Consider the following 20,821-nt stretch of genomic DNA (forward strand, 5'->3'; position numbering starts at 1 on the left):
ATTCACAAAAATTTTTCTTCATTTTTTTGCGTTTCATGTTAGGATATATATTATTACATGACATGAGGGGGAGAAAAGCATGAAGCGAGCGTACAATTTTAATGCAGGACCGTCAGCTTTGCCGCTAGCTGTGTTAGAGCGAGCGCAAAAAGAATTGCTCAACTTTCGACAAACAGGCATGTCAGTCATGGAACTGAGCCATCGAAGCAAAGAATATGATGCGGTGCATGAGCGCGCAGAAACGTTGTTGCGCAAGCTGATGAACATTCCTGATACGCATGATGTGCTTTTTTTACAAGGAGGAGCAAGTTTACAGTTTTCTATGGTGCCGATGAATTTATTGAAAGAAGGGGAAGTCGGCAACTATGTGTTAACGGACTCATGGTCGGATAAAGCGATGAAAGAGGCAAAAAAAGTAGGAGCAACGCACGTAGCAGCTTCGTCGAAGGAGGAACAATATACGTACATTCCGACGAATATTGAGCTGTCCGAGCGTCCAGCGTATTTGCACATTACGTCGAACAATACGATTGTAGGAACACAATGGCGTGAATTTCCGAACGTGTCTGTTGATTTAATTGCTGATATGTCGAGCGATATTTTAAGCCGCGATATAGATGTGAGCCGTTTTGCGCTCATTTATGCAGGAGCGCAAAAAAATTTAGGACCTTCAGGCGTGACGGTAGTCATTATTCGGAAAGATTTGTTGGCGAAAGGGGATGACCGTTTGCCGACGATGTTAAACTATCGGACTTATAGCGAAAGCCGTTCGTTATATAACACGCCACCGACGTTTGCGATTTATATGTTATCGCTCGTGCTCGAATGGGTAGAGGAACAAGGTGGCGTGCAAGCGATCGAAAAGAAAAATGCGGAAAAAGCCGCGATATTATACCGTTGTATTGATGAAAGTGAAGGATTTTACAAAGGGCATGCAAAAAAAGAAAGCCGTTCGCATATGAATGTAACGTTTACGTTGCCGAATGAGGAGCTCACAAAGAAGTTTTTAGCGGAAGCAAAAGAAAAAGGGTTCATTGGATTAGCAGGTCATCGCTCTGTCGGTGGATGTCGCGCATCTATTTATAATGCGGTTGACATCGAAGCATGTGAAGCGTTAGTGCAATTTATGGAAACGTTCCGAAAAAATATTTTTTGAAAATTTTTATTTTACGTCGACACTTTAAAGTGCTATAATATTGTTAAACTTGTTTACAAGCTGAGAAGAGAAAAGAATGAGATGAGGAGAGATGAGAAATGAATACGAGAACGTTAGTATTATTATCGCTTTTTGTTGGGATCGGTGCGGTGTTGCACGCAGTCATTCCGGGATTTTTCTTTGGGATGAAGCCAGATATGATGTTGACGATGATGTTTTTAGGCATGATGCTCTTCCCGAACAAAACAGCCGTTAGTTTATTAGCGATTGCAACAGGGATCATTTCTGGGGTGACGACAAGCTTCCCTGGGGGATTTATCCCGAACGTCGTTGATAAAATTGTGACGGCTACACTCTGTTTTGGATTGTTAATGCTGTTTAAGACGAAAGTGACGCCAGTAAAAGCGGCATTGCTTACTGCGATTGGCACGTTTATTTCTGGTGCGACGTTCTTGGCCGTTGCTTTAGCGGTTGTCGGTTTGCCAGGAGGAGCAACGTTTGGCGGATTGTTCGTTGCTGTCGTCATTCCAACAGCGTTTGTCAATACGATTGCGATGGTCGTCATTTATCCGATCGTACAATCGCTGATGAGACGAACATATACCGTTCCGCAACAATAATAAAAAGAACCCGATCGTTTATGGTCGGGTTTTCCTTATATCGTTGTTACTGCTGCATGCGTAAAAGTAAAAAGGTAATGGCGATAAAAAAGAGAGCAAGGCTTCCAAATACACTCATGCGTTGCTTTAATACTTTTTTCGGGGGATACATGCGCGCTTTATTCAACATAGAAAACGTGGCAATCGTCAAATACAAAAAGATGAACCCAAGCGTCGCCGTCGCGATGACCATGTTTGTTCCTCCTAGTTCGAAAATTCTATATTTCAATTTATTAAAAAATTCTAATATTTAATACTTTATTATTTATTGTTTTACTGGCATAATAAAAGATAAAAAGAAAGAAATACGAAAAAGTGGGTGGAGAGATGAAAAGCACGGAACGACATTATTCTGTTAAAGAGGCGATGTTATTTAGTCAAAGGGTGGCCCAATTAAGTAAAGCGTTGTGGAAATCAATCGAAAAAGATTGGCAACAATGGATTAAACCATTTGACTTAAACATTAACGAGCATCATATTTTATGGATTGCATACCATTTAAAAGGAGCATCGATTTCTGAAATCGCAAAGTTTGGTGTCATGCACGTATCGACGGCATTTAACTTTTCGAAAAAATTAGAGGAGCGCGGGCTATTGTCGTTTTCGAAAAAAGAAGACGATAAGCGAAATACGTACATTGAGTTGACGGACAAAGGGGAAGAGATTTTATTAAAATTAATGGAGTCGTATGATCCGAAACGGACGTCTGTTCTTCAAGGGATTCAGCCGCTGTACGAATTGTATGGTAAATTTCCAGAAATGTTAGAAATGATGTGTATGATTCGAAATGTGTACGGCGACGATTTTATGGAAATTTTTGAACGTTCCTTTCAAAACATCGACCAAGAGTTTGTTGAAGAAAATGGAAAGTTAAAAAAGAAAGATGAGCAAAAAGAAGAAGTAGCTTCATTCGTTGAGCGTATGTAATAAACGTTGAAACTCTGTCATAAGTGGAACGAATAATTGTTGTTTTTTTAACGCGTCGATCGTCTCAGCAAGTGGAAGGTTCGGATGAAGCGCACCCGCAAATTCATGAAAAAGCGAGGTGAAAATGACGAATCCTTCCTCTTTTTGTTGTTTATATTGTTCACTTAATTGTTCGCAAAGGCGCAACGTATGTTCAACTTCTTCTTTTGTTAAGCCATACCGAATGACGAGCGCATAAAATGGCTTCGTTTCTGGTACGATCATGTCCAACATGAGCGAACAATAATATTCAAGTTTTTCAATGCGTTGTTCGATGCTCATCTTTCGAAACTCCTTTTGAGTGCTTATGTGTATTATATTTTACAGGAATTGTTGCATAAATGAAATGTCCATTATTGATTTATCAAAAAAATCGTTGTAAAGTAGGGGAGTAAATACATAAAACTAGGAGGGGAATGTTTTGGCGCTTTATTTTATACCCCTTGCGACAATTATACTTTTCATGATCAATCAGCTCACGAATTCACTTTGTATTCAAAAAGAAATTCCAGAAGAAAAACAGCCGAAAGTGTTTCGCACAATTAACGTCCTTATTACGATTTTACTTATTTCTTCCTACATCGAAGTATTATTTGCGTAAAAAAGCTGACAGTGTCCCTGTCAGCTTTCGTTCGTTTAGTATAACCAAGCTGCACCAACGATAATTAATAAAATAAACAACACAACGATTAACGCAAATCCGTTTGCATATCCTACTCCTGCACCCATAGACGACACCTCCTTTCGTATATGAAGGCGTTGCGACGCTTTGACAATGTATTGTATGTCAATAGAGGTGAAATGGTATGGGCGCATACGTGCTTTATTTTAGCTTTCGGAAAAAATATGGTATAGTATGTTTTGTGTACATTTATAGATAGGAGTTGTGAGGAAATGAAAAAATGGACAGTTGCAATGTCGGCAGCGGCAATGCTTGCGCTTTCGGCTTGTAATAACGGATCAGACGTTGTCGTCGAAACGAAGGCAGGCAACATTACAAAAGACGAGCTATATAACGAAATGAAAGAGCGTTTCGGGAAAGATGTGTTGCGCGATCTTGTACATGAGAAAGTTTTAAGCAAAAAATTTAAAGTAACAGATAAAGAAATCGATAAGGAAATCGAAAATTTAAAAGAGATGTATGGCGTTCAATATGATTTAGCGGTGCAACAAAACGGAGAAGAAGCGATTCGCAACATGGTAAAACTTGATTTGTTGCGACAAAAAGCTGCGATGGAAGATATAAAAGTGTCCGATGAAGAATTGAAAAAATATTATAATGAATATAAGCCGAAAGTGAAAGCGAGCCACATTTTAGTGGACGATGAAAAAACAGCAAAAGAAATTAAAGCGAAATTAGAAAAAGGCGAGGATTTTGCGAAATTAGCAAAAGAATATTCGAAAGATACCGGTTCTGCTCAAAATGGCGGCGATTTAGGTTGGTTTGGACCTGGAAAAATGGTTGAAGAATTTGAAAAAGCAGCTTATGCGTTAAAAGTCGGTGAAGTAAGCGACCCAGTGAAAACGCAATTTGGCTACCATATCATTAAAGTGACAGATAAAGAAGAGAAAAAGTCGTTTGATGAAATGAAAGAAGAAATGGAATACGAAGTGAAAAAGAGCAAACTCGATGCATCGAAAGTGCAATCGAAACTTGATAAGCTTATGAAAGAAGCGAATGTCGACATTAAAGACAAATCGTTAAAAGACGCATTAAAAAGCGAATAAAACGTTTGGAACGAAAGAAGGTGCCCACGAAGGACACCTTCTTTTTATAAACCTTGTTTTATTTGCGAAGCGATATGTTGTAACTCATCAAACGTGTAGTCGCTTTGATGTGATTTCCACACAGCCCCGAATCCATCCCCTTTACCGTATCGCGGAATAATATGCATATGATAATGGAAAACGGTTTGTCCCGCAATTTCTCCGTTGTTGCTTAAAATATTGATGCCTTCTGGGGAAAACTGTTCACGAATCGCATTGGCGATTGTCGGAACGACCTCAAATACACGTTGGGCGATGTCTGAAGTTAATTCATAAATATTTTCTTTATGTACTTTCGGGACGACGAGCGTATGTCCTTTCGTCACTTGGCTAATGTCTAAAAAGGCGATGACATGCTCGTTTTCAAATACTTTTGCGGCAGGAATGTCTCGGTTTATAATTTTACAAAAAATACAGTCGCTCATCATAACGCCACCTTTCTTTCCATTTTGTCTTTATTTTACCACACGATTGTCGTTTCGAAAACGGAAAGAGCAGGATGCGCCTCGCATCCTGCCCATTGAAGAGGGAGCTTCATGATTACGTGTCTTTTGGGAACACCTCATTTACGAGTAGAGTCCGTTACGCGTTTGTGAGTACGACGTTGTTCAAGATGACCATCCCCTTTTTAAGGGAGTGCTTTCGTTGTTACAGGCTAGCTTATGTGCGGCCCGTAGACACCTCATTTCATCGTGTTCTTGAACTTGCTTTGTTGCTCACTGCGACTTGCTACTTGTTTGTCCCTCTTCGCTACTTATCATAACCCGTTTTTCTTTTCGTTATTCATTTGTTAAAATAAAAAATAATGATATGAAGAAAGGAAAGCGACGATGGCGCTATTACAAGTTCAACACATATTCGGGGGCTATACGAAACAAAACATTTTAGATGACGTATCGTTTACTGTACAAAAAGGGGAAGTCGTTGCGTTAATCGGGTTAAATGGGGCAGGAAAAAGCACGACGATTAAACATATTATCGGCTTCATGCAACCACGTAAAGGGACGATTACGATCAACGACATAACGTTTCAAGACGACCCAGAACAATATCGGGCGCAATTTACATACATTCCCGAAATGCCTGCTTTATACGAAGAATTAACGTTAGAAGAACATTTACGCCTCACTGCTATGGCTTATGGCGTATCGGATGAAGCGTATGAACAGCGCGTGTCAACATTGTTGAAGGCGTTTCGGCTTGAGAAAAAATTGAATGCGTTCCCTGCGTTTTTTTCAAAAGGGATGAAACAAAAAGTGATGATTATGTGCGCTTTTTTAGTAGACGTCCCTCTTTATATCATTGATGAACCGTTTGTTGGATTAGATCCGCTCGCCATTCAAGCGTTGCTTCAGCTTATTGAGGAGAGAAAAAAAGAAGGGGCAGGCATTCTTATGTCAACGCACATTTTAGCGACAGCAGAGCGGTATTGTGATTCGTTTGTCATTTTACATAACGGACAAATAAAAGCAATCGGATCATTGCCGATGCTTCAAGAACAGCTACATATGCCTCATGCGACGTTAGATGATATATACATCGAATTAACAAAGGAAGAGACGAACGATGATTGATGGAAAACAGTTATGGAAACAGCGAATGGCCGCTCATATGGCGGAAGTGAGACGATACGGTCGATATATGTTTAATGATCATTTATTGCTCGTCTTACTTATTAGTATCGGGGCGGGTGCGGTATTTTATAAGCGGGCAGTCGATGAACTGACGTCGTTTCCTTACGCGATCGTTGCGGCGCTTCTGCTCGCTTTTGCGGTGACGCAAGGCGGGGTGCGGACGTTCGTCAAAGAGGCGGATGCGGTGTTTCTTCTTCCGGTGGAAAGACGGCTTCGCCCTTATTTTTGGCGCGCAGTGGGATATAGTTTTTTTCTTCACTTGTCCGTTTCGCTCGCTGTCTTCGTCGTTCTTTTGCCTCTTCATGTGAAGTTTTCTGTTCAGCCATTTTCAGTTGTCGCGATAGCGATTGTGTTATTAACGGGGTGGAATACATTCGTTCAATGGCAAGAGGAGGCACGAATCGGGCGAGATCGCTTTCACACATTCGTTCGCTTTTTTGTGAACGTGACGTTATTTTATTTTTTATTATTGAAACAATATGTATGGATGCTTGTCCCTTTATTGTTCATGGTCATCATCGCGCGACATGTGAACTTAAAAGGGAGAAAAAACGGAGTGCAATGGGAACAGCTGCTTGCAGATGAGCGAAAGCGAATGCAAGCATTTTATCGGCTTGCACATGCGTTTGTCGATGTTCCATACATCAAACATACAGTCAAAAAACGAACGTGGCTTCGTTTCTTTTTCCGTTTACTCGATCGTTCACATATGCGACCGTATACGTATTTGTACGTACGCACCTTTTTCCGCGCAGGCGACTATTTCGGTTTGTTCGTTCGCTTAACAGCGATCGGTAGCATCTTTATTTTTACGTTGCCTCGCGGTGTAGAGTGGTTTGCTCTTTTGTGTGCTTATGCCACAGCGCTTCAACTGCTTTCGATTCGTTCGTATCACCGAGGTCACTCCCTGTTGTTTCTTTATCCGTTGTCGCCTCATGAGGCGCGTCGGTCGTTTATGCGCGTACTACTTGTTATTGGGGGGAGCCAGGCGCTTATTTTTGCGATGGTTGCATATATCGCTCACAGCGTTTTTGTTATGCTATGGACGTTTTTTGTTGTTTTTATTTGTTATGTTGCGGTGGTATTTTATGTCGGAAAGAAACGAGAAGCAGTTTAAAACGGCTTCTCGTTTTTTTTCATATAATTGATTGCTGTAAGACCAAGCGTTTTTGCTGCAATAAGCATGGCTCGTTCATCGAAATCAAATTTCGGATGATGGTGCGGATAGGCGATCGTTGTTGTTTCCGCTTTTGCGCCTGTAAAGAAAAACGTTCCTTTTACATGTTGTAAATAGTAAGCGAAATCTTCCCCGCCCATATGTGGCTGAATTTCAACGACATTGGTTACGTCTTCTATTTCACGAGCGGTAGCGACGAGAAATTTCGTTTCGTCTTCATGGTTTACAACGGGCGGATAGCCGCGCATATACGTGTATTCGTACGTACAACCGTTGGCGATGCAAGTCCCTTTGACAATTTGTTCAATTTCTCTTTCAATGTCATTGCGCACTTGTTCAGAAAATGTGCGCACTGTCCCGACTAATGTCGCGCGGTCAGCAATCACGTTAAATGCGTTGTCGGAAACGAAAGAGCCGATCGAAACAACAGCAGGTTCAAGCGGATCGACGCGTCGGCTGACGATTTGCTGCAAATGCAGGACAAGCTGTGATGCAGTAACGATCGCATCTTTCGTTTTGTGAGGTTCTGCGCCGTGACCGCCAGAGCCTTGAATAACAATTTGGAACCGGTCTGCAGCTGCCATGATCGGCCCTGTACGATATTGAATGACACCTGTTGGCTCTGTTGCCCATAAATGTGTGCCAAAAATGGCGTCTACTCCTTCTAAACAACCGTCTTCAATCATCGCTTTTGCTCCGCCTGGTGCGTATTCTTCTGCGTGCTGATGAATGCACACGATCGTGCCGCTCCAATGCTCGCGCAATTCATAAAGCGCCTTAGCAAGCACAAGCAACGTGGCCGTATGTCCATCATGTCCACATGCGTGCATGACACCCGGAACGGTCGATTTGTAAGGGACATCTTTTTCATCTTGAATCGGGAGAGCATCGAAGTCCGCCCGAAGTGCTACTGTTTTTCCGCCTTGTTGGCCGTGGATGGTGGCGACTACTCCATTTCCTCCGACATTTGTTCGAACAGGAATGCCGAGTTGTTTATAATAATTGGCAATATACGCGGCTGTTTTATACTCTTGAAACGATAGCTCAGGATGTTGATGGAAATGGCGACGAATCGCCACCATGTCGTCATAATATTCGTGAAGTTTATGAAATAACAACGTTTTCATACGCACGATCCTTTCTGTTTTTTTCCATTATACCATCGTTGACAAACGTTCGAAAACAATGTAATATACCCATATACGTATTTAGGAGGAACATATATGGGTACATGGATTAATGTCGTTCTCATCATTTTGCTTATTTATTTTGTTGCGGCAAAAATGTTGCCGACAAAAGGTGTGGAGCATATTACACCAGATGAGTTAAAAGAAAAATTAAAACAAACGAAAGACCGCCAATTTATTGATGTACGCACACCTGCGGAATATCGTGCGCGCAACATTCGTCAATTTAAAAATATCCCGCTTCATCAGTTGGCTGATCAACTACATGAGCTCGATCGCGAGAAAGAAACGATTGTTATTTGCCAAAGCGGCATGCGCAGCAATCAAGCAGCGAAAATATTAGTGAAAAATGGTTTTAAGCGCGTCGTCAATGTGCGTGGCGGCATGAACGCTTGGAACGACTAAAGGCTGACGAGATGTCAGCCTTCTTTTACGACTGTATATGTTGTCACATAGGATGGACGCGGGAAAATGGAGCGTTGTTGATCAATTCCTTCTTCTGTGCCACGTTTTTGATGCGCTTTTTCATACGCTTTTGATTGTTGCCAACGGCGAAAGGCACTTTCGTTTTCCCACATCGTCATAATGACGTATGTATCGCTTTTTAACGGACGTAAGACGCGAATGGCGATAAATCCTGGTTCTTGTTCAATTAAGCGCGCCCGCTGTTGAAACCGATGTTCAAATAGCGGTCTTCCTTCATCGGTGACAGGAATGTTATTACACACAACAAACGTCCCTCCGAATGATCCGACAGCATCAAGTACTTCATACGGACGCGGCTCATGAAAGACGCTTTTTCCTTCCGTCTCATGAATGAGCATTCCGTTTTCTCCATCGCATACGAGCAACATTTGCTCGCTCGGATATTGATTGCGCAATCGTTGTAAATAATCGATCGTACCATTTGTTATAAATACGTACACGAACATCCTCTCCTTTCATCCACTACTCGTATTTTATCACTTTCTTTTCTTCTTGGCGATTTCATGAACGTTGCGTATTATTACTACCCAGACGGTGAAAAAATCGGTATAGTTGTGTTAGTGGAAACAAATCAGTTATTTCGCTACACTATAATATAAGCGATTACATAATGTGAAAGGATGGACATGATGATTAAAAACGATACATTTTTACGCGCTTGTCGCGGAGAAGCGACGGAATACGTTCCAGTTTGGTACATGAGACAAGCAGGACGTTCACAACCAGAATATCGGGCTTTAAAGGAAAAGTATTCCCTTTTTGAAATTACTCATCAACCAGAGCTATGTGCGTACGTGACACGTTTGCCTGTCGAACAATATAACGTCGATGCGGCGATTCTTTACAAAGATATTATGTCACCGCTTCCAGCCATCGGGGTTGACGTTGATATTAAAGCGGGAATTGGACCGGTCATTGCGAATCCAATTCGCTCTCTTGCCGATGTCGAACGCCTCGGTGAAATCGACCCAGAAAGTGATGTACCGTACGTGCTTGAAACGATTCGAATATTAACGAAAGAGCAACTGACTGTGCCATTAATTGGTTTTGCCGGTGCGCCGTTTACATTAGCGAGCTACATGATTGAAGGTGGGCCGTCGAAAAACTATAATAAAACGAAAGCGTTTATGTATGCAGAACCGAAAGCATGGTTTGCACTGATGGATAAACTAGCGGATATGACGATTCGTTACGTCAAAGCGCAAATTCGCGCAGGAGCAAGCGCGATTCAAATTTTCGATTCATGGGTCGGAGCGGTGAACGTTGCCGATTATCGTCAATTTATTAAACCGACGATGGAGCGTATTTTTACAGCACTTCGCGACGAAAATGTGCCGCTTATTATGTTCGGTGTCGGTGCAAGTCATTTAGCGAAAGAATGGCATGACTTGCCGCTTGACGTCGTCGGTTTAGATTGGCGTTTACCAATTCGTGAAGCGAAAGACATGGGACTAACAAAAGCGCTCCAAGGCAACTTAGATCCAGCCGTGTTGCTTGCGCCATGGGAAGTGATTGAAGCGCGCGTGAAACAAATTTTAGATGAAGGAATGGCACATGAAGGTGGGTACGTATTTAACTTAGGGCATGGCATTTTCCCACAAATTCAGCCGGAGACGTTAAAACGGCTTACGGCGTTTATCCATGAATATTCAGCAAAAAGAAAAGGATGAATGAACGATGTCAAAAAAAGTCATGGGACTGCTTGTCATGGCGTATGGTACGCCATACAAAGAGGAGGATTTAGAGCGATATTATACACATATTCGTCACGGTCGCAAACCGTCGGAAGAAATGTTGGCCGATCTTCGTGAGCGATATGAAGCGATCGGGGGGATTTCTCCGCTTGCGGCCATTACGAAGGAACAGGCGGAAAAGCTTGCTGAACGGCTAAATGAAGTGCAAGATGACGTTGAATTTCGCGTATACTTAGGGTTGAAGCATATTGAACCGTTCGTTGAAGATGCCGTTCGGCAAATGTATGAAGACGGTGTGACAGAAGCGGTTTCGATCGTATTAGCCCCACATTTTTCAACATTTAGCGTCAAATCGTACAACGGGCGAGCGAAAGAAGAAGCGGCTCGTTTAGGTGGACCGACATTGACGTGTGTGGAAAGTTGGTATACTGAGCCAAAATTTATTCAATATTGGGCAGATCGAGTAAAAGAAACGTATGCAACGATGTCTGAGCAAGAACGAAACAAAGCTGTATTAATTGTGTCAGCGCATAGCTTGCCTGAAAAAATTATTGCTATGGGAGATCCGTATCCGAAACAGCTACAAGAAACAGCAGATTTGATTGCGAAAGAAGCAGGTGTTTCCGAGTATGTGATCGGATGGCAAAGTGCAGGGAATACGCCAGAGCCGTGGTTAGGCCCTGATGTGCAAGATTTAACACGACAATTATACGAAGAAAAGAAATACGAAGCGTTTGTGTATGTTCCAGCGGGGTTTGTCGCAGATCATTTAGAAGTATTATACGATAACGACATTGAATGTAAGCAAGTAACGGACGAATTAGGGGTAAGTTACTATCGTCCACCGATGCCAAATGCGCATCCACAGTTTATTGACGCCCTTGCAACCGTTGTTTTAAACCATTTACGTAAAGAAGGCGAGTCATTATGAAAAAGAAAGTCGTCATTATTGGCGGTGGAATGACGGGATTGACAGCTGCGTATTACTTGCAAAAAGAAGCGCGAGAAAATCAGCTGCCGATTTCGTGTGAATTAATTGAAGCGAGCCATCGACTTGGAGGAAAAGTGCAAACGGTGTATCGCGACGGGTTTGTTATTGAACGCGGTCCAGACTCTTTTTTAGCACGAAAAATGAGCGCTTCACGTCTTATTCACGAAGTCGGGCTTGAAAAAGAACTTGTGCATAACACGGCCGGTCAATCGTACATTTTAGTGAATCGAACGCTACATCCGATTCCGGGCGGAGCGGTGATGGGGATCCCGACAAAGCTTGCCCCGTTTGTCGTGACGCGTCTTTTTTCTCCGTTTGGCAAGCTTCGTGCCGCTGCTGACTTTGTTTTGCCGCCGTTGAAAACAGAAGGAGATGTATCGCTCGGTCAGTTTTTCCGTCGCCGTCTCGGCAATGAAGTTGTCGATCGGTTAATCGAGCCTTTACTATCGGGCATTTATGCGGGGGATATCGATCAGTTAAGCTTAATGGCGACATTCCCTCAATATTTCCATTTAGAGCAAAAGCACGGAAGTCTTGTGCTAGGGATGAAACGATCGATGCCAAAGCAAAAAACGAAACAAAAAAGCGACAAAGGCATTTTCCAAACGTTAAAAACAGGGTTGTCATCGCTCGTTGATGCCATAGAGCAAAAGCTCGAAAAAGGAACCGTGCATAAAGGGGTACGTGTTGATCTCATTGAAAAGATAGATGACCGATATGTGTTAACGTTAAGCAACGGAGAGAAAAAAGAAGCGGATAGCGTCATCGTTGCGGTTCCACATCAATCGTTAACATCGCTTTTTCCGAACGAACCGATGTTTTCTTCTTTTGAAACGATGCCATCTACATCTGTCGCAACGGTCGCATTAGCCTTTCCGAAAGAGGCGGTAGCAAAAGATATGAACGGAACAGGATTTGTCGTTTCACGAGATAGCGACTATACGATTACAGCATGTACGTGGACGCATAAAAAATGGCCGCATACGACACCAGAAGGCTACGTGTTGTTGCGTTGTTATGTCGGGCGCCCTGGAGATGAAGCGATCGTTGAACAAACAGATGATGATATTGTCCAAGTGGTGATGGACGATTTAAATAAAGTGATGAACATAACGATGAAACCGATGTTTTCGATCGTAACGCGTTGGAAACAATCGATGCCGCAATATACTGTCGGTCATCGCGAGCGAATCGAGCGCGTCAAACAAAATATGCAACAACATCTTCCGGGCATCTTTTTAGCGGGAAGTTCATATGAAGGTCTCGGACTTCCGGATTGTATTGATCAAGGGGAAGAAGCGGTAAAAAAAGTGTTGCACTATTTATGTTACACGAAGGAAAAGGTGTCTTCTTAAAATAAGGCACCTTTTTTGTTGCAACTGTATGTTGTTTATGTTACGATATAAAACGAAATGACCAAAATGTTCATTTAGTCAAAACAAAGGATGAACGCCTATGTCGGAAAAAAGAAAACAAATTATTGAAGCGGCAGCGAAGTCGTTTTCGCTTTTTGGATATAAAGCGACGACGATGGACCAAGTAGCGAAAATGGCGAACGTTGGAAAAGGAACGATTTATACGTTTTTTAAAAGCAAAGAAGAGCTGCTTGAAGAGATCGTTTCTTCCATCATTTCTGAAATTAAGTGTGAGGCGGATGCAGCGATTGATCCACGCTTATCGTTTAACGAAAACGTACAACGTGCTTTGCAGCGTATTTTTACGTTTCGCAAAGAGCACGAACTGACGATAAAGCTTTTACAAGAAGTTCGTGATATTGGCACGCCAGCTGTGCGAGACGTCATGAAGCGACTTGATCGTGAAATGATCGCTTACATTCGCGAAAAAATTGAAGAGGCGATGGCAAAAGGGGAAATTCGTTCGTGCGATGTGGAATTAACGGCGTTTTTAATGTTTAAAATGTATATCGCTTTAAACGTCGAATGGGAAAAAGAGCATGAGCCATTGTCCCAACAAAAAATTGCCGAGCTGTTTGATTTATATTTGTTAAAAGGATTATCTCCGAGATGATCCTTCTCTTTTTTGCAAGGAATGACTAAATGAACAAATTGGTCAATGTTTTAAAAAAGGGGGTTGAGCAAATTGTTGATGAAAGAAATAAAAGCGGTCACGTCCAATCGGAAAGTGCTCATTCCGATTATCGCTGTGTTGTTTATTCCGCTTTTATATAGCGGCATGTTTTTATGGGCGTTTTGGGATCCGTACGATCATTTAGATGATTTACCTGTCGCTGTTGTAAACAAAGACAAAGGAGCAACGTTTGAAGGAAAAGAGCTCCATATTGGTGACGATCTTGTCGATAAGTTAAAAGAAAAGAAGCAGTTTGATTGGCATTTTGTAAATGAACAAGAAGGGGAAAAAGGGTTAAAAGAACAACGATATTATATGCTCATTGAAATTCCTGAACATTTTTCACAACATGCTACGACGTTACAAGATGATCACCCGAAAAAACTGCAACTCATTTACAAGCCAAATGAAGGATTTAACTTTTTATCTGCCCAAATTGGCGCAACGGCGGTTGAAAAAATAAAAACGGAAGTAGCAAAAACATTAACTGAAACGTACGCAGAAAACATGTTAGAGAGCGTAAAAACGTTGGCAGATGGGTTAACAAAAGCGAGCGACGGGGCAGAAAAGTTGCATGATGGACTCGTTGATGCAAAAGAAGGAACGGATAAACTATATGATGGCATGAACAAAGCGCAAGATGGCTCGAACGAATTGTATCGCCATTTAGCGACACTTGCGGAAAAATCAATCGCATTTACCGACGGATTGCATCAAGCGGCTGACGGTTCAATGCAAGTGCAAACAGGCGTCCAAACGCTTCATGACGGAATGAAGCGCATGATGGATGGGCAAGGACAGTTGGTTGCTGGAGCGCAGCAAGCAAAAGAAGGGACGGAAACACTTGCTTCAGGAGCGAATCGTGTCCTTGAAGGAATGAAAACACTCGATGAACGCATGCCGCAACTGTTGCAAGGTTCGGAGCAATTGAGCGGGGGAGCAGAAAAGCTAGCGACATCGCTTGCCGAGTGGCAACAAGGAGCTACGCAAGTACAAACAGGTGCCGCGCAAGTGACAAGCGGATTAGAGCAGTTAGCTGTCCAACTTGATGCCCTTATCGCGCAAACGTCAGATCCAGCGCAAAAAGCGGTATATGAGCAATTAAAACAAAATATTGTGCAACTATCATTAGGAAACAAACAAGTGGAAAGCGGAATGGCCCAGTTAAACGACGGTGCCAAAGCGTTGCAAACAGGGGCAACATCGTTAAGTTATGGGGCGAAGCAGTTACATGAAGGACATATCGCTCTCGATCGCGGCGTAAACGAGTTGCTTGCCGGACAACAACAGTTGGCAAATGGTACAAATGCGTTAGCGAACGGACAAGAAAAGCTTGTTTTAGGCATGAATACGTTGTATGAAAAAATGAAAGAAGCGGAGCAAGGAACAGCAAAGCTTGCTTATGGCGGCAAAACGCTCGCCTCTGGATTGCAAGTTCTTGCGGACGGTGCTGATCAACTTCAAAATGGTGCACATCGATTGGCAGATGGTTCGCAACAATTGGCAAGCGGAATGAATGAATTAACGAGCGGAACAGGGAAATTGCAAGATGGCATGAATCAATTGGCAGATGGCTCGAAAGAACTAGCAAATAAACTAAAAGAAGGTGCCGAAAAAGCAAGCGATGTGAAGGCAAATGAAGATGTATACAACATGTTTGCTGAACCGGTGAAAGTAAAAAATGAAAAAATGAATGAAGTGCCAAACTACGGAACAGGGTTTACGCCATATTTCTTATCGTTAGGATTGTTTGTTGGGGCTCTTTTACTTTCAATCGTCTTTCCACTTCGCGAGCCAGCCGAAGTGCCACGTTCGCCATTTAGCTGGTTTTTTGCGAAATTTGGTGTACTCATGATCGTCGGTGTTTTGCAAGCACTTCTTGCCGATAGCGTATTGCTTCTCGGGCTCGATTTGCATGTAAAAAGCGTTCCTTTATTTATCATCTTTAGCATTGTGACAAGCATTGCCTTTTTATCTGTTATTCAATTTCTCGTTACCGTTTTTGGGGATCCTGGACGATTTATCGGTATTGTTGTATTAATTTTACAATTAACAACAAGCGCTGGAACGTTCCCGCTTGAGTTAATTCCACGCTCATTACAACTATTTAACGCATGGCTTCCAATGACATATTCCGTTTTCGGATTAAAAGCGGTCATTTCAAGCGGAGATTTCTCATTTATGTGGGAAAATGTCGGTAAATTGCTTATGTTTATCGTTGTCATGATGGCTGGAACAATGACGTATTTTACTATTCAACATCGTCGACAATTTACAACGATCGTTGAACAAGCTTCTGAGGCGTAAGACGCTTCAGAAGCTTTTTTGTAATGAAAAAAATTTTTAAAAAATTAACTTGCATATACAAGGTGATGTGAGTATAATATGAATATGAAAACGATTTCATTCGTTTCTTTTCGATTGAAATAAGGGGGAATGGGAGGATGGCGACGATTGAAGATGTCGCCAAGCTAACGGGGCTTTCACGGACGACCATTTCGCGCGTCATAAACAATCACCCGTACGTGTCAGAAGAGAAACGAAAGCTCGTGCTTGAAGCGATGGAGAAGCTAGGATATGTGCCTAATTCTTCGGCGAGAAGTTTGCGGAATCAAAAAACGAGCATTTTAGCATTATTTATTCCGCGTATTACAAATCCGTTTTTTAGCGAACTTGTCGAAGCGACCGAAATAGCAGCAGCGGAACATGGCTATCAGCTTATTATTTGTCAAACGCGCTATTCGCCGGAAAAAGAATTAAACTATATGAATTTATTAAAGACAAAGCAAGTAGACGGAGTCATTTTAGCTTCTATCCAAAATGAGTGGAAACAGCTGAAGCCTTTTTTACAGTATGGGCCGATCGTTCTTTGCAACGAGTTTGATGATTGTGCAAACGTTCCAACCGTTCGGCTCGATCAAGTGTACGGGGGATACATAGCGACGAAACATTTGCTTGAACAAGGTCATACGAAAATCGCGTATTGTTCTGGTGGCTATCGAAGCAATGTAGCCAAATCGCGTGAAATTGGTTTTAAAAAAGCGTTAGCGGAATATAAGCTTACATTTGATGAACGATACGCTTTTCGCGATGCGTTTCACATTGCTGACGGGAAGCGCGTATTTCGACAAATGATGGCGCTTTCCAATCGGCCGACTGCCGTATTTACCGGAAGCGATGAAGTAGCGGCTGGCATTATATCAGAAGCATTGGCGTGCGGCTATCGCATCCCTAAAGATTTAGCGGTCGTCGGTTTTGATAATCAAGCGATTACAGAGCTAACGAATCCGACAATTACGACGGTGCATCAACCTGTGAAACAAATGGCGCAAAAAGCAGTCGATATTATCGTAGAAAAAATTCAGACGAAAAAATATGACACGCAAGAAATTTACGAATTTCCACTTCAACTGGTTGTTCGCGCATCGACAGTTGGTAGCGAGCTTCACCAAAGTGAAGCTTGACATACATTTCATTAAAAATAAGGGGGATTTTTTCATGAAGAAAGCAACAAAATTTTCTTCTGCATTGTTAGCGCTTACGCTCGGTTTGACAGCTTGCTCTGGCGGTCAAGACACAGACAAGAAGGAAACAACGGATAAAAAAGACGATGCCAAAAAATCTGAAGAAGTTGTAAAAATCGTGTATGCTCGCGGGAAAGATGCAACAAAAGCGACAGAAGAAATCGTAAAAGCGTTTGAAGCAAAATATCCAAACATTGACGTCGAGTTTCGTGAAATGCCTTCTGATACAGGAGCGCAGCACGATGCATACGTGACGATGTTAAACGCCAAATCATCGGAAATTGACGTCATGGACTTAGACGTGATTTGGCCAGCAGAGTTTGCGCAAGCTGGTTATGTTCTTCCGCTCGATCGTTTCATCGAAAAAGACGGCATTGATTTAAGTGCATACAACCAAGGTGCGCTTGCAGCTGGAAATTTCGATGGAAAGCAATGGGCGATGCCAAAATTTATTGACACAGGACTATTATTCTATCGTAAAGACATTGTTCCAGAAGATAAAGTGCCAAAAACATGGGATGAATTGTTAGCAGCTGCTCGCGAGTTTAAAGGAAAAGGCGGCACACAATTCGGATACTTAATGCAAGCGAAACAATACGAAGGATTAGTATGTAACGCGATTGAATTTATTGCGGCATACGGTGGAAAAATCGTCGACGAAAACAACAACGTTGTCGTCAACAGCCCTGAAACAATTAAAGGATTAAAGAAAATGGTTGAAATTGCAACGTCTGACGTTGTGCCAAGCAACATTACAACATTTACAGAGCCAGAATCTCATACAGCGTTTATTGAAGGTCAATCGCCATTTATTCGCAACTGGCCATACCAATACGCATTAGCAAACGATCCAGAGCAATCAAAAATCGTTGATAAAGTTGGCGTTGCGCCACTGCCTGCTGGTGATAAAGGTTCAGCTGCGGCACTAGGCGGATGGATGACAGCCATTAACGCATATTCGAAAAATAAAGAAGCAGCTTGGGAGTTCGTGAAGTTTATGACTGGTCCAGAAGGTCAAAAAATTTCTGCGATTTACGGCGGTTTAGCACCAACGCTTCCAGAACTATTTAAAGACGAAGAAGTGTTAAAAGCGAACCCATTCTTTGCAGAACAAGGATTTGTTGACGGATTAAATGCAGCGGTACCACGTCCAGTTGTACCAAACTATCCAGAAGTATCTGAAATTATTCAAATTAACGTATCAAAAGCCATTGCAGGACAAATTACAGTAGAAGAAGCAGTAGCGAATATGGAAAAAGAAATTAAAGCAGTTATGCAGTAGTTACACGTTAGCCTTCAGCCTCATATGAGCGCTGAAGGCTAAATCCTTTGCATAAAGGGGGAACAACGAGTGAAAAACGAAAAAAAATCGGAGCGCCGTTTAGCGTATATTCTTGTCGCTCCATCGCTCTTGCTCATTTTAGCCGTCGCCATTTGGCCGGTTATTCAGTCATTTTATTTTAGCTTATTTGACTATCGTTTGAACAACCCAGCAAAATCAGCTCTCCATCTTGACTACAGCTTAAACTTAGAACGATATTTAGAAAGTTATCCGTTTTTAATGAGCACATTAAAACAAGAAATGGCGCAAGCGACAGGCGATGAAAAAGAGCAGCTTACCTCACTGCAACAAAAGCTGCAACAAGTAGATGAAGAAATTCGTGCGGATGAAGAAGTAGCAAAACGATATGAGCAAATAGATGAAATTTTAAACAATTTTGAAGTGCCAAGCGAAGAGATGAAAATCGTTTCTATTGATGAACAAGCGGCACAACATTTAACAAAAACGATTAGCGAAACGAAACAAACGTTAAAAACGTTAAACGAAAACGGACAGTTGAAGCAAGGGGACAAATTAACAGGGCTTGCCAACGGGCTAAGCGGAGCGGTCATTGAACCGAACTTTGTCGGTCTCGCTCATTATAAAAACTATTTAAGCGATGCTCGTTTATGGAAAGCGCTTTGGAATACAACGGTGTTTACTGTCATTTCTGTTTCGATTGAATTAGTGCTCGGTTTAGCGATTGCATTGCTTATTAATAAAGCGTTTTTCGGTCGCGGACTTGTTCGGGCAACGATTTTAATTCCGTGGGCAATTCCGACGGCAGTGTCCGCATTAATGTGGAAGTTTTTATATGACGGACAAAACGGGATTGTCGCCAAATATTTTGCGGATATTGGTATCATCAACAATATGAGTGAACTATTAACGACAGGTGCGGGAGCGATGTTTGCCGTCATTTTTTCTGACGTATGGAAAACAACGCCATACATGGCATTATTGTTGCTTGCCGGATTGCAAACGATTCCGAGCTCCTTATATGAAGCAGCATCGATTGACGGAGCGACAAAGTGGCAACAGTTCGTCAAAATTACGTTACCGCTTTTAAAATCAAGCATTCTCGTTGCGCTCTTGTTCCGTACGCTTGATGCGTTCCGTGTATTTGACTTAATTTTCGTATTAACAGGCGGCGGACCAGCAAACTCGACAGAAACGATTTCGATTTTAGCGTATAAAGTCATGTTCTCGCAAACAAACTTCGGTGGCGGTTCAGCGTTAGCGGTGATCGTTTTCATTTGCGTAGCGATCATTTCGACGATTTACATTAAATTTTTAGGTGCTGACCTCATTTCTGATCGAAAATAGGAGGTGCAACGATGCAAAAGAAAGCCGGTCCATTGTTTTATGTGTTTTTATTTGTTTTCGTTTTTTTAGTGATGTTCCCATTTTTATGGATTTTATTAAGTTCGATTAAGCCGTTAAGCGAATTGTTTGGTGAAGAAGCGTTTAACTGGTTTACGAGCCATCCGACGTTAAAAAGTTACGTCTCTGTTTTTGTCAATTATCCGTTTTTAAAATATTTATGGAACAGCACAGTCATTGCGACGATTACGACTGTGTACACCGTATTTGTAGCAGCGTTTGCCGCGTATGCGATTGCGCGCCTAGATTTTAAAGGAAAGTCGATCATTTTAGGGATCGTGTTATCGGTATCGATGTTCCCGCAAATTGCGACTATTTCGCCGATCTACATGTTTGTAAAAAAGTTTGAGTTGACGAATAGTTATTTAGGATTAATTATTCCGTACACGACGTTTGCGTTGCCGCTTTCTATTTGGCTATTAGTGACGTTTTTCCGTAAAATTCCGTTTGATTTAGAAGAAGCCGCAAAAATGGATGGAGCAACACCGCTTCAAACGTATTTTAAAGTGATTTTACCGCTCGCTGTACCAGGCATTTTTACGACATCCATTCTCGTTTTTATTGCGGCATGGAACGAATTTTTATTTGCGTTGACGATTAACACAGCAGAAAACTATAAAACGGTGCCAGTCGGTATTGCGATGTTCCAAGGGCAATATACCATTCCATGGGGCGAAATTTCAGCAGCAACGGTCATAGTGACCATTCCGCTCGTCATTATGGTATTATTGTTCCAACGTCGTATTGTTTCTGGTTTAACGTCTGGTTCAGTGAAAGAATAATGGAGA

Annotated in this window: 23 protein-coding genes; 17 read left to right on the forward strand and 6 right to left on the reverse strand. The window is 42.1% G+C overall.

From position 1 onward, the window contains the following. Window positions 1-79 precede the first annotated feature (79 nt). Together serC and AFK25_RS02795 are read left to right on the forward strand one after the other, a co-directional pair. Entirely contained in the window at window positions 80-1,156 is a 1,077-nt protein-coding gene (serC, locus tag AFK25_RS02790) for a 3-phosphoserine/phosphohydroxythreonine transaminase (protein WP_035064746.1), read from the forward strand. A 98-nt stretch (window positions 1,157-1,254) separates the two neighbouring features. Further along, window positions 1,255-1,776 carry a tryptophan transporter gene (locus AFK25_RS02795; RefSeq protein ID WP_009362006.1) on the forward strand — a complete coding sequence of 174 codons (522 nt, stop codon included), beginning with the start codon at window positions 1,255-1,257 and terminating at the stop codon, window positions 1,774-1,776. A 46-nt stretch (window positions 1,777-1,822) separates the two neighbouring features. On the opposite strand, the gene yhzF is transcribed toward AFK25_RS02795, so the two are convergent. Next, window positions 1,823-2,008, reverse strand: coding sequence for a membrane protein YhzF (gene yhzF, locus AFK25_RS02800; protein WP_009362005.1), 186 nt, complete (start codon window positions 2,006-2,008; stop codon window positions 1,823-1,825). Between the two features lie 134 nt (window positions 2,009-2,142). Here yhzF and AFK25_RS02805 point away from each other — a divergent pair, with 134 nt between their 5' ends. Then, window positions 2,143-2,742 (forward strand): HTH-type transcriptional regulator Hpr, encoded by a 600-nt coding sequence (locus AFK25_RS02805; RefSeq protein WP_009362004.1) that lies wholly within the window; start codon window positions 2,143-2,145, stop codon window positions 2,740-2,742. Here the strand turns inward: AFK25_RS02805 and AFK25_RS02810 are convergent. Further along, the gene (locus tag AFK25_RS02810) at window positions 2,722-3,063 is read right to left on the reverse strand and encodes a YhaI family protein (protein ID WP_009362003.1); all 342 of its coding nucleotides are present in this window, start codon (window positions 3,061-3,063) and stop codon (window positions 2,722-2,724) included. The genes AFK25_RS02805 and AFK25_RS02810 overlap by 21 nt on opposite strands. Window positions 3,064-3,202: 139 nt before the next feature. Between AFK25_RS02810 and AFK25_RS02815 the strand changes: the two genes are divergently transcribed. Further along, entirely contained in the window at window positions 3,203-3,382 is a 180-nt protein-coding gene (locus AFK25_RS02815) for a hypothetical protein (RefSeq protein WP_009362002.1), read from the forward strand. A gap of 35 nt (window positions 3,383-3,417) precedes the next feature. On the opposite strand, the gene AFK25_RS02820 is transcribed toward AFK25_RS02815, so the two are convergent. Further along, window positions 3,418-3,510, reverse strand: a complete 93-nt coding sequence (locus tag AFK25_RS02820; protein WP_009362001.1) for a YjcZ family sporulation protein — start codon at window positions 3,508-3,510, stop codon at window positions 3,418-3,420. Window positions 3,511-3,675: 165 nt separating this feature from the next. Here AFK25_RS02820 and AFK25_RS02825 point away from each other — a divergent pair, with 165 nt between their 5' ends. After that, window positions 3,676-4,509: a peptidylprolyl isomerase gene (locus AFK25_RS02825; RefSeq protein WP_035064749.1), complete on the forward strand. Its 834-nt coding sequence runs from the start codon at window positions 3,676-3,678 to the stop codon at window positions 4,507-4,509. A gap of 44 nt (window positions 4,510-4,553) precedes the next feature. Here AFK25_RS02825 and AFK25_RS02830 read toward each other — a convergent pair whose 3' ends face one another. Continuing rightward, window positions 4,554-4,973 carry an HIT family protein gene (locus AFK25_RS02830; protein ID WP_035064751.1) on the reverse strand — a complete coding sequence of 140 codons (420 nt, stop codon included), beginning with the start codon at window positions 4,971-4,973 and terminating at the stop codon, window positions 4,554-4,556. Between the two features lie 405 nt (window positions 4,974-5,378). Between AFK25_RS02830 and AFK25_RS02835 the strand changes: the two genes are divergently transcribed. Together AFK25_RS02835 and AFK25_RS02840 are read left to right on the forward strand one after the other, a co-directional pair. Continuing rightward, window positions 5,379-6,122 (forward strand): ABC transporter ATP-binding protein, encoded by a 744-nt coding sequence (locus AFK25_RS02835; protein ID WP_009361998.1) that lies wholly within the window; start codon window positions 5,379-5,381, stop codon window positions 6,120-6,122. Further along, a complete protein-coding gene (locus AFK25_RS02840) occupies window positions 6,115-7,299 on the forward strand; it encodes an ABC transporter permease (protein WP_035064754.1) in 1,185 nt (394 codons plus the stop codon). The genes AFK25_RS02835 and AFK25_RS02840 overlap by 8 nt, the downstream gene beginning before the upstream one ends. Here the strand turns inward: AFK25_RS02840 and AFK25_RS02845 are convergent. Then, window positions 7,296-8,486, reverse strand: a complete 1,191-nt coding sequence (locus AFK25_RS02845; protein ID WP_009361996.1) for a M20 family metallopeptidase — start codon at window positions 8,484-8,486, stop codon at window positions 7,296-7,298. The two genes, AFK25_RS02840 and AFK25_RS02845, sit on opposite strands and share 4 nt — an antisense overlap. A gap of 96 nt (window positions 8,487-8,582) precedes the next feature. Between AFK25_RS02845 and AFK25_RS02850 the strand changes: the two genes are divergently transcribed. Next, window positions 8,583-8,951: a rhodanese-like domain-containing protein gene (locus tag AFK25_RS02850; protein WP_035064757.1), complete on the forward strand. Its 369-nt coding sequence runs from the start codon at window positions 8,583-8,585 to the stop codon at window positions 8,949-8,951. Between the two features lie 14 nt (window positions 8,952-8,965). On the opposite strand, the gene AFK25_RS02855 is transcribed toward AFK25_RS02850, so the two are convergent. After that, complete coding sequence (locus AFK25_RS02855) at window positions 8,966-9,472, reverse strand: antibiotic biosynthesis monooxygenase family protein (RefSeq protein ID WP_009361994.1); 507 nt, start codon at window positions 9,470-9,472, stop codon at window positions 8,966-8,968. 180 nt (window positions 9,473-9,652) lie between these two features. Here AFK25_RS02855 and hemE point away from each other — a divergent pair, with 180 nt between their 5' ends. The 9 genes from hemE to AFK25_RS02900 all read left to right on the forward strand — a co-directional run bounded on the left by hemE (window position 9,653) and on the right by AFK25_RS02900 (window position 20,815). After that, window positions 9,653-10,702 (forward strand): uroporphyrinogen decarboxylase, encoded by a 1,050-nt coding sequence (gene hemE / locus AFK25_RS02860; protein WP_128713010.1) that lies wholly within the window; start codon window positions 9,653-9,655, stop codon window positions 10,700-10,702. Window positions 10,703-10,709: 7 nt separating this feature from the next. Beyond that, on the forward strand, window positions 10,710-11,657 hold the full coding sequence (gene hemH / locus AFK25_RS02865) for a ferrochelatase (protein WP_009361992.1): 948 nt from the start codon (window positions 10,710-10,712) through the stop codon (window positions 11,655-11,657). After that, a complete protein-coding gene (hemY, locus tag AFK25_RS02870) occupies window positions 11,654-13,072 on the forward strand; it encodes a protoporphyrinogen oxidase (RefSeq protein ID WP_035064763.1) in 1,419 nt (472 codons plus the stop codon). Before hemH ends, hemY begins: the two co-directional genes overlap by 4 nt. Window positions 13,073-13,172: 100 nt before the next feature. Then, window positions 13,173-13,745 carry a TetR/AcrR family transcriptional regulator gene (locus tag AFK25_RS02875; protein ID WP_035064766.1) on the forward strand — a complete coding sequence of 191 codons (573 nt, stop codon included), beginning with the start codon at window positions 13,173-13,175 and terminating at the stop codon, window positions 13,743-13,745. A gap of 78 nt (window positions 13,746-13,823) precedes the next feature. Beyond that, complete coding sequence (locus AFK25_RS02880; protein WP_035065179.1) at window positions 13,824-16,112, forward strand: YhgE/Pip domain-containing protein; 2,289 nt, start codon at window positions 13,824-13,826, stop codon at window positions 16,110-16,112. A gap of 137 nt (window positions 16,113-16,249) precedes the next feature. After that, complete coding sequence (locus AFK25_RS02885; RefSeq protein ID WP_019417046.1) at window positions 16,250-17,269, forward strand: LacI family DNA-binding transcriptional regulator; 1,020 nt, start codon at window positions 16,250-16,252, stop codon at window positions 17,267-17,269. A gap of 34 nt (window positions 17,270-17,303) precedes the next feature. Continuing rightward, window positions 17,304-18,611 carry an ABC transporter substrate-binding protein gene (locus tag AFK25_RS02890; protein ID WP_009361987.1) on the forward strand — a complete coding sequence of 436 codons (1,308 nt, stop codon included), beginning with the start codon at window positions 17,304-17,306 and terminating at the stop codon, window positions 18,609-18,611. Between the two features lie 69 nt (window positions 18,612-18,680). Further along, window positions 18,681-19,976 carry an ABC transporter permease subunit gene (locus tag AFK25_RS02895; RefSeq protein ID WP_019417045.1) on the forward strand — a complete coding sequence of 432 codons (1,296 nt, stop codon included), beginning with the start codon at window positions 18,681-18,683 and terminating at the stop codon, window positions 19,974-19,976. A gap of 11 nt (window positions 19,977-19,987) precedes the next feature. Beyond that, entirely contained in the window at window positions 19,988-20,815 is an 828-nt protein-coding gene (locus tag AFK25_RS02900; protein ID WP_003395595.1) for a carbohydrate ABC transporter permease, read from the forward strand. Window positions 20,816-20,821: the final 6 nt, after the last annotated feature.

Origin of the sequence: Anoxybacillus gonensis (assembly GCF_001187595.1) — a bacterium.
Classification (GTDB): Bacteria; Bacillota; Bacilli; order Bacillales; family Anoxybacillaceae; genus Anoxybacillus; species Anoxybacillus gonensis.

Bases quoted from the DNA above. Each gene is read 5' to 3' on its own strand.
- serC (WP_035064746.1), top strand. From the start codon at position 80: ATGAAGCGAGCGTACAATTTTAATGCAGGACCGTCAGCTTTGCCGCTA.
- AFK25_RS02795 (WP_009362006.1), top strand. From the start codon at position 1,255: ATGAATACGAGAACGTTAGTATTATTATCGCTTTTTGTTGGGATCGGT.
- yhzF (WP_009362005.1), bottom strand. From the start codon at position 2,008: ATGGTCATCGCGACGGCGACGCTTGGGTTCATCTTTTTGTATTTGACG.
- AFK25_RS02805 (WP_009362004.1), top strand. From the start codon at position 2,143: ATGAAAAGCACGGAACGACATTATTCTGTTAAAGAGGCGATGTTATTT.
- AFK25_RS02810 (WP_009362003.1), bottom strand. From the start codon at position 3,063: ATGAGCATCGAACAACGCATTGAAAAACTTGAATATTATTGTTCGCTC.
- AFK25_RS02820 (WP_009362001.1), bottom strand. From the start codon at position 3,510: ATGGGTGCAGGAGTAGGATATGCAAACGGATTTGCGTTAATCGTTGTG.
- AFK25_RS02825 (WP_035064749.1), top strand. From the start codon at position 3,676: ATGAAAAAATGGACAGTTGCAATGTCGGCAGCGGCAATGCTTGCGCTT.
- AFK25_RS02830 (WP_035064751.1), bottom strand. From the start codon at position 4,973: ATGAGCGACTGTATTTTTTGTAAAATTATAAACCGAGACATTCCTGCC.
- AFK25_RS02835 (WP_009361998.1), top strand. From the start codon at position 5,379: ATGGCGCTATTACAAGTTCAACACATATTCGGGGGCTATACGAAACAA.
- AFK25_RS02840 (WP_035064754.1), top strand. From the start codon at position 6,115: ATGATTGATGGAAAACAGTTATGGAAACAGCGAATGGCCGCTCATATG.
- AFK25_RS02845 (WP_009361996.1), bottom strand. From the start codon at position 8,486: ATGAAAACGTTGTTATTTCATAAACTTCACGAATATTATGACGACATG.
- AFK25_RS02850 (WP_035064757.1), top strand. From the start codon at position 8,583: ATGGGTACATGGATTAATGTCGTTCTCATCATTTTGCTTATTTATTTT.
- hemE (WP_128713010.1), top strand. From the start codon at position 9,653: ATGGACATGATGATTAAAAACGATACATTTTTACGCGCTTGTCGCGGA.
- hemH (WP_009361992.1), top strand. From the start codon at position 10,710: ATGTCAAAAAAAGTCATGGGACTGCTTGTCATGGCGTATGGTACGCCA.
- hemY (WP_035064763.1), top strand. From the start codon at position 11,654: ATGAAAAAGAAAGTCGTCATTATTGGCGGTGGAATGACGGGATTGACA.
- AFK25_RS02875 (WP_035064766.1), top strand. From the start codon at position 13,173: ATGTCGGAAAAAAGAAAACAAATTATTGAAGCGGCAGCGAAGTCGTTT.
- AFK25_RS02880 (WP_035065179.1), top strand. From the start codon at position 13,824: ATGAAAGAAATAAAAGCGGTCACGTCCAATCGGAAAGTGCTCATTCCG.
- AFK25_RS02885 (WP_019417046.1), top strand. From the start codon at position 16,250: ATGGCGACGATTGAAGATGTCGCCAAGCTAACGGGGCTTTCACGGACG.
- AFK25_RS02890 (WP_009361987.1), top strand. From the start codon at position 17,304: ATGAAGAAAGCAACAAAATTTTCTTCTGCATTGTTAGCGCTTACGCTC.
- AFK25_RS02900 (WP_003395595.1), top strand. From the start codon at position 19,988: ATGCAAAAGAAAGCCGGTCCATTGTTTTATGTGTTTTTATTTGTTTTC.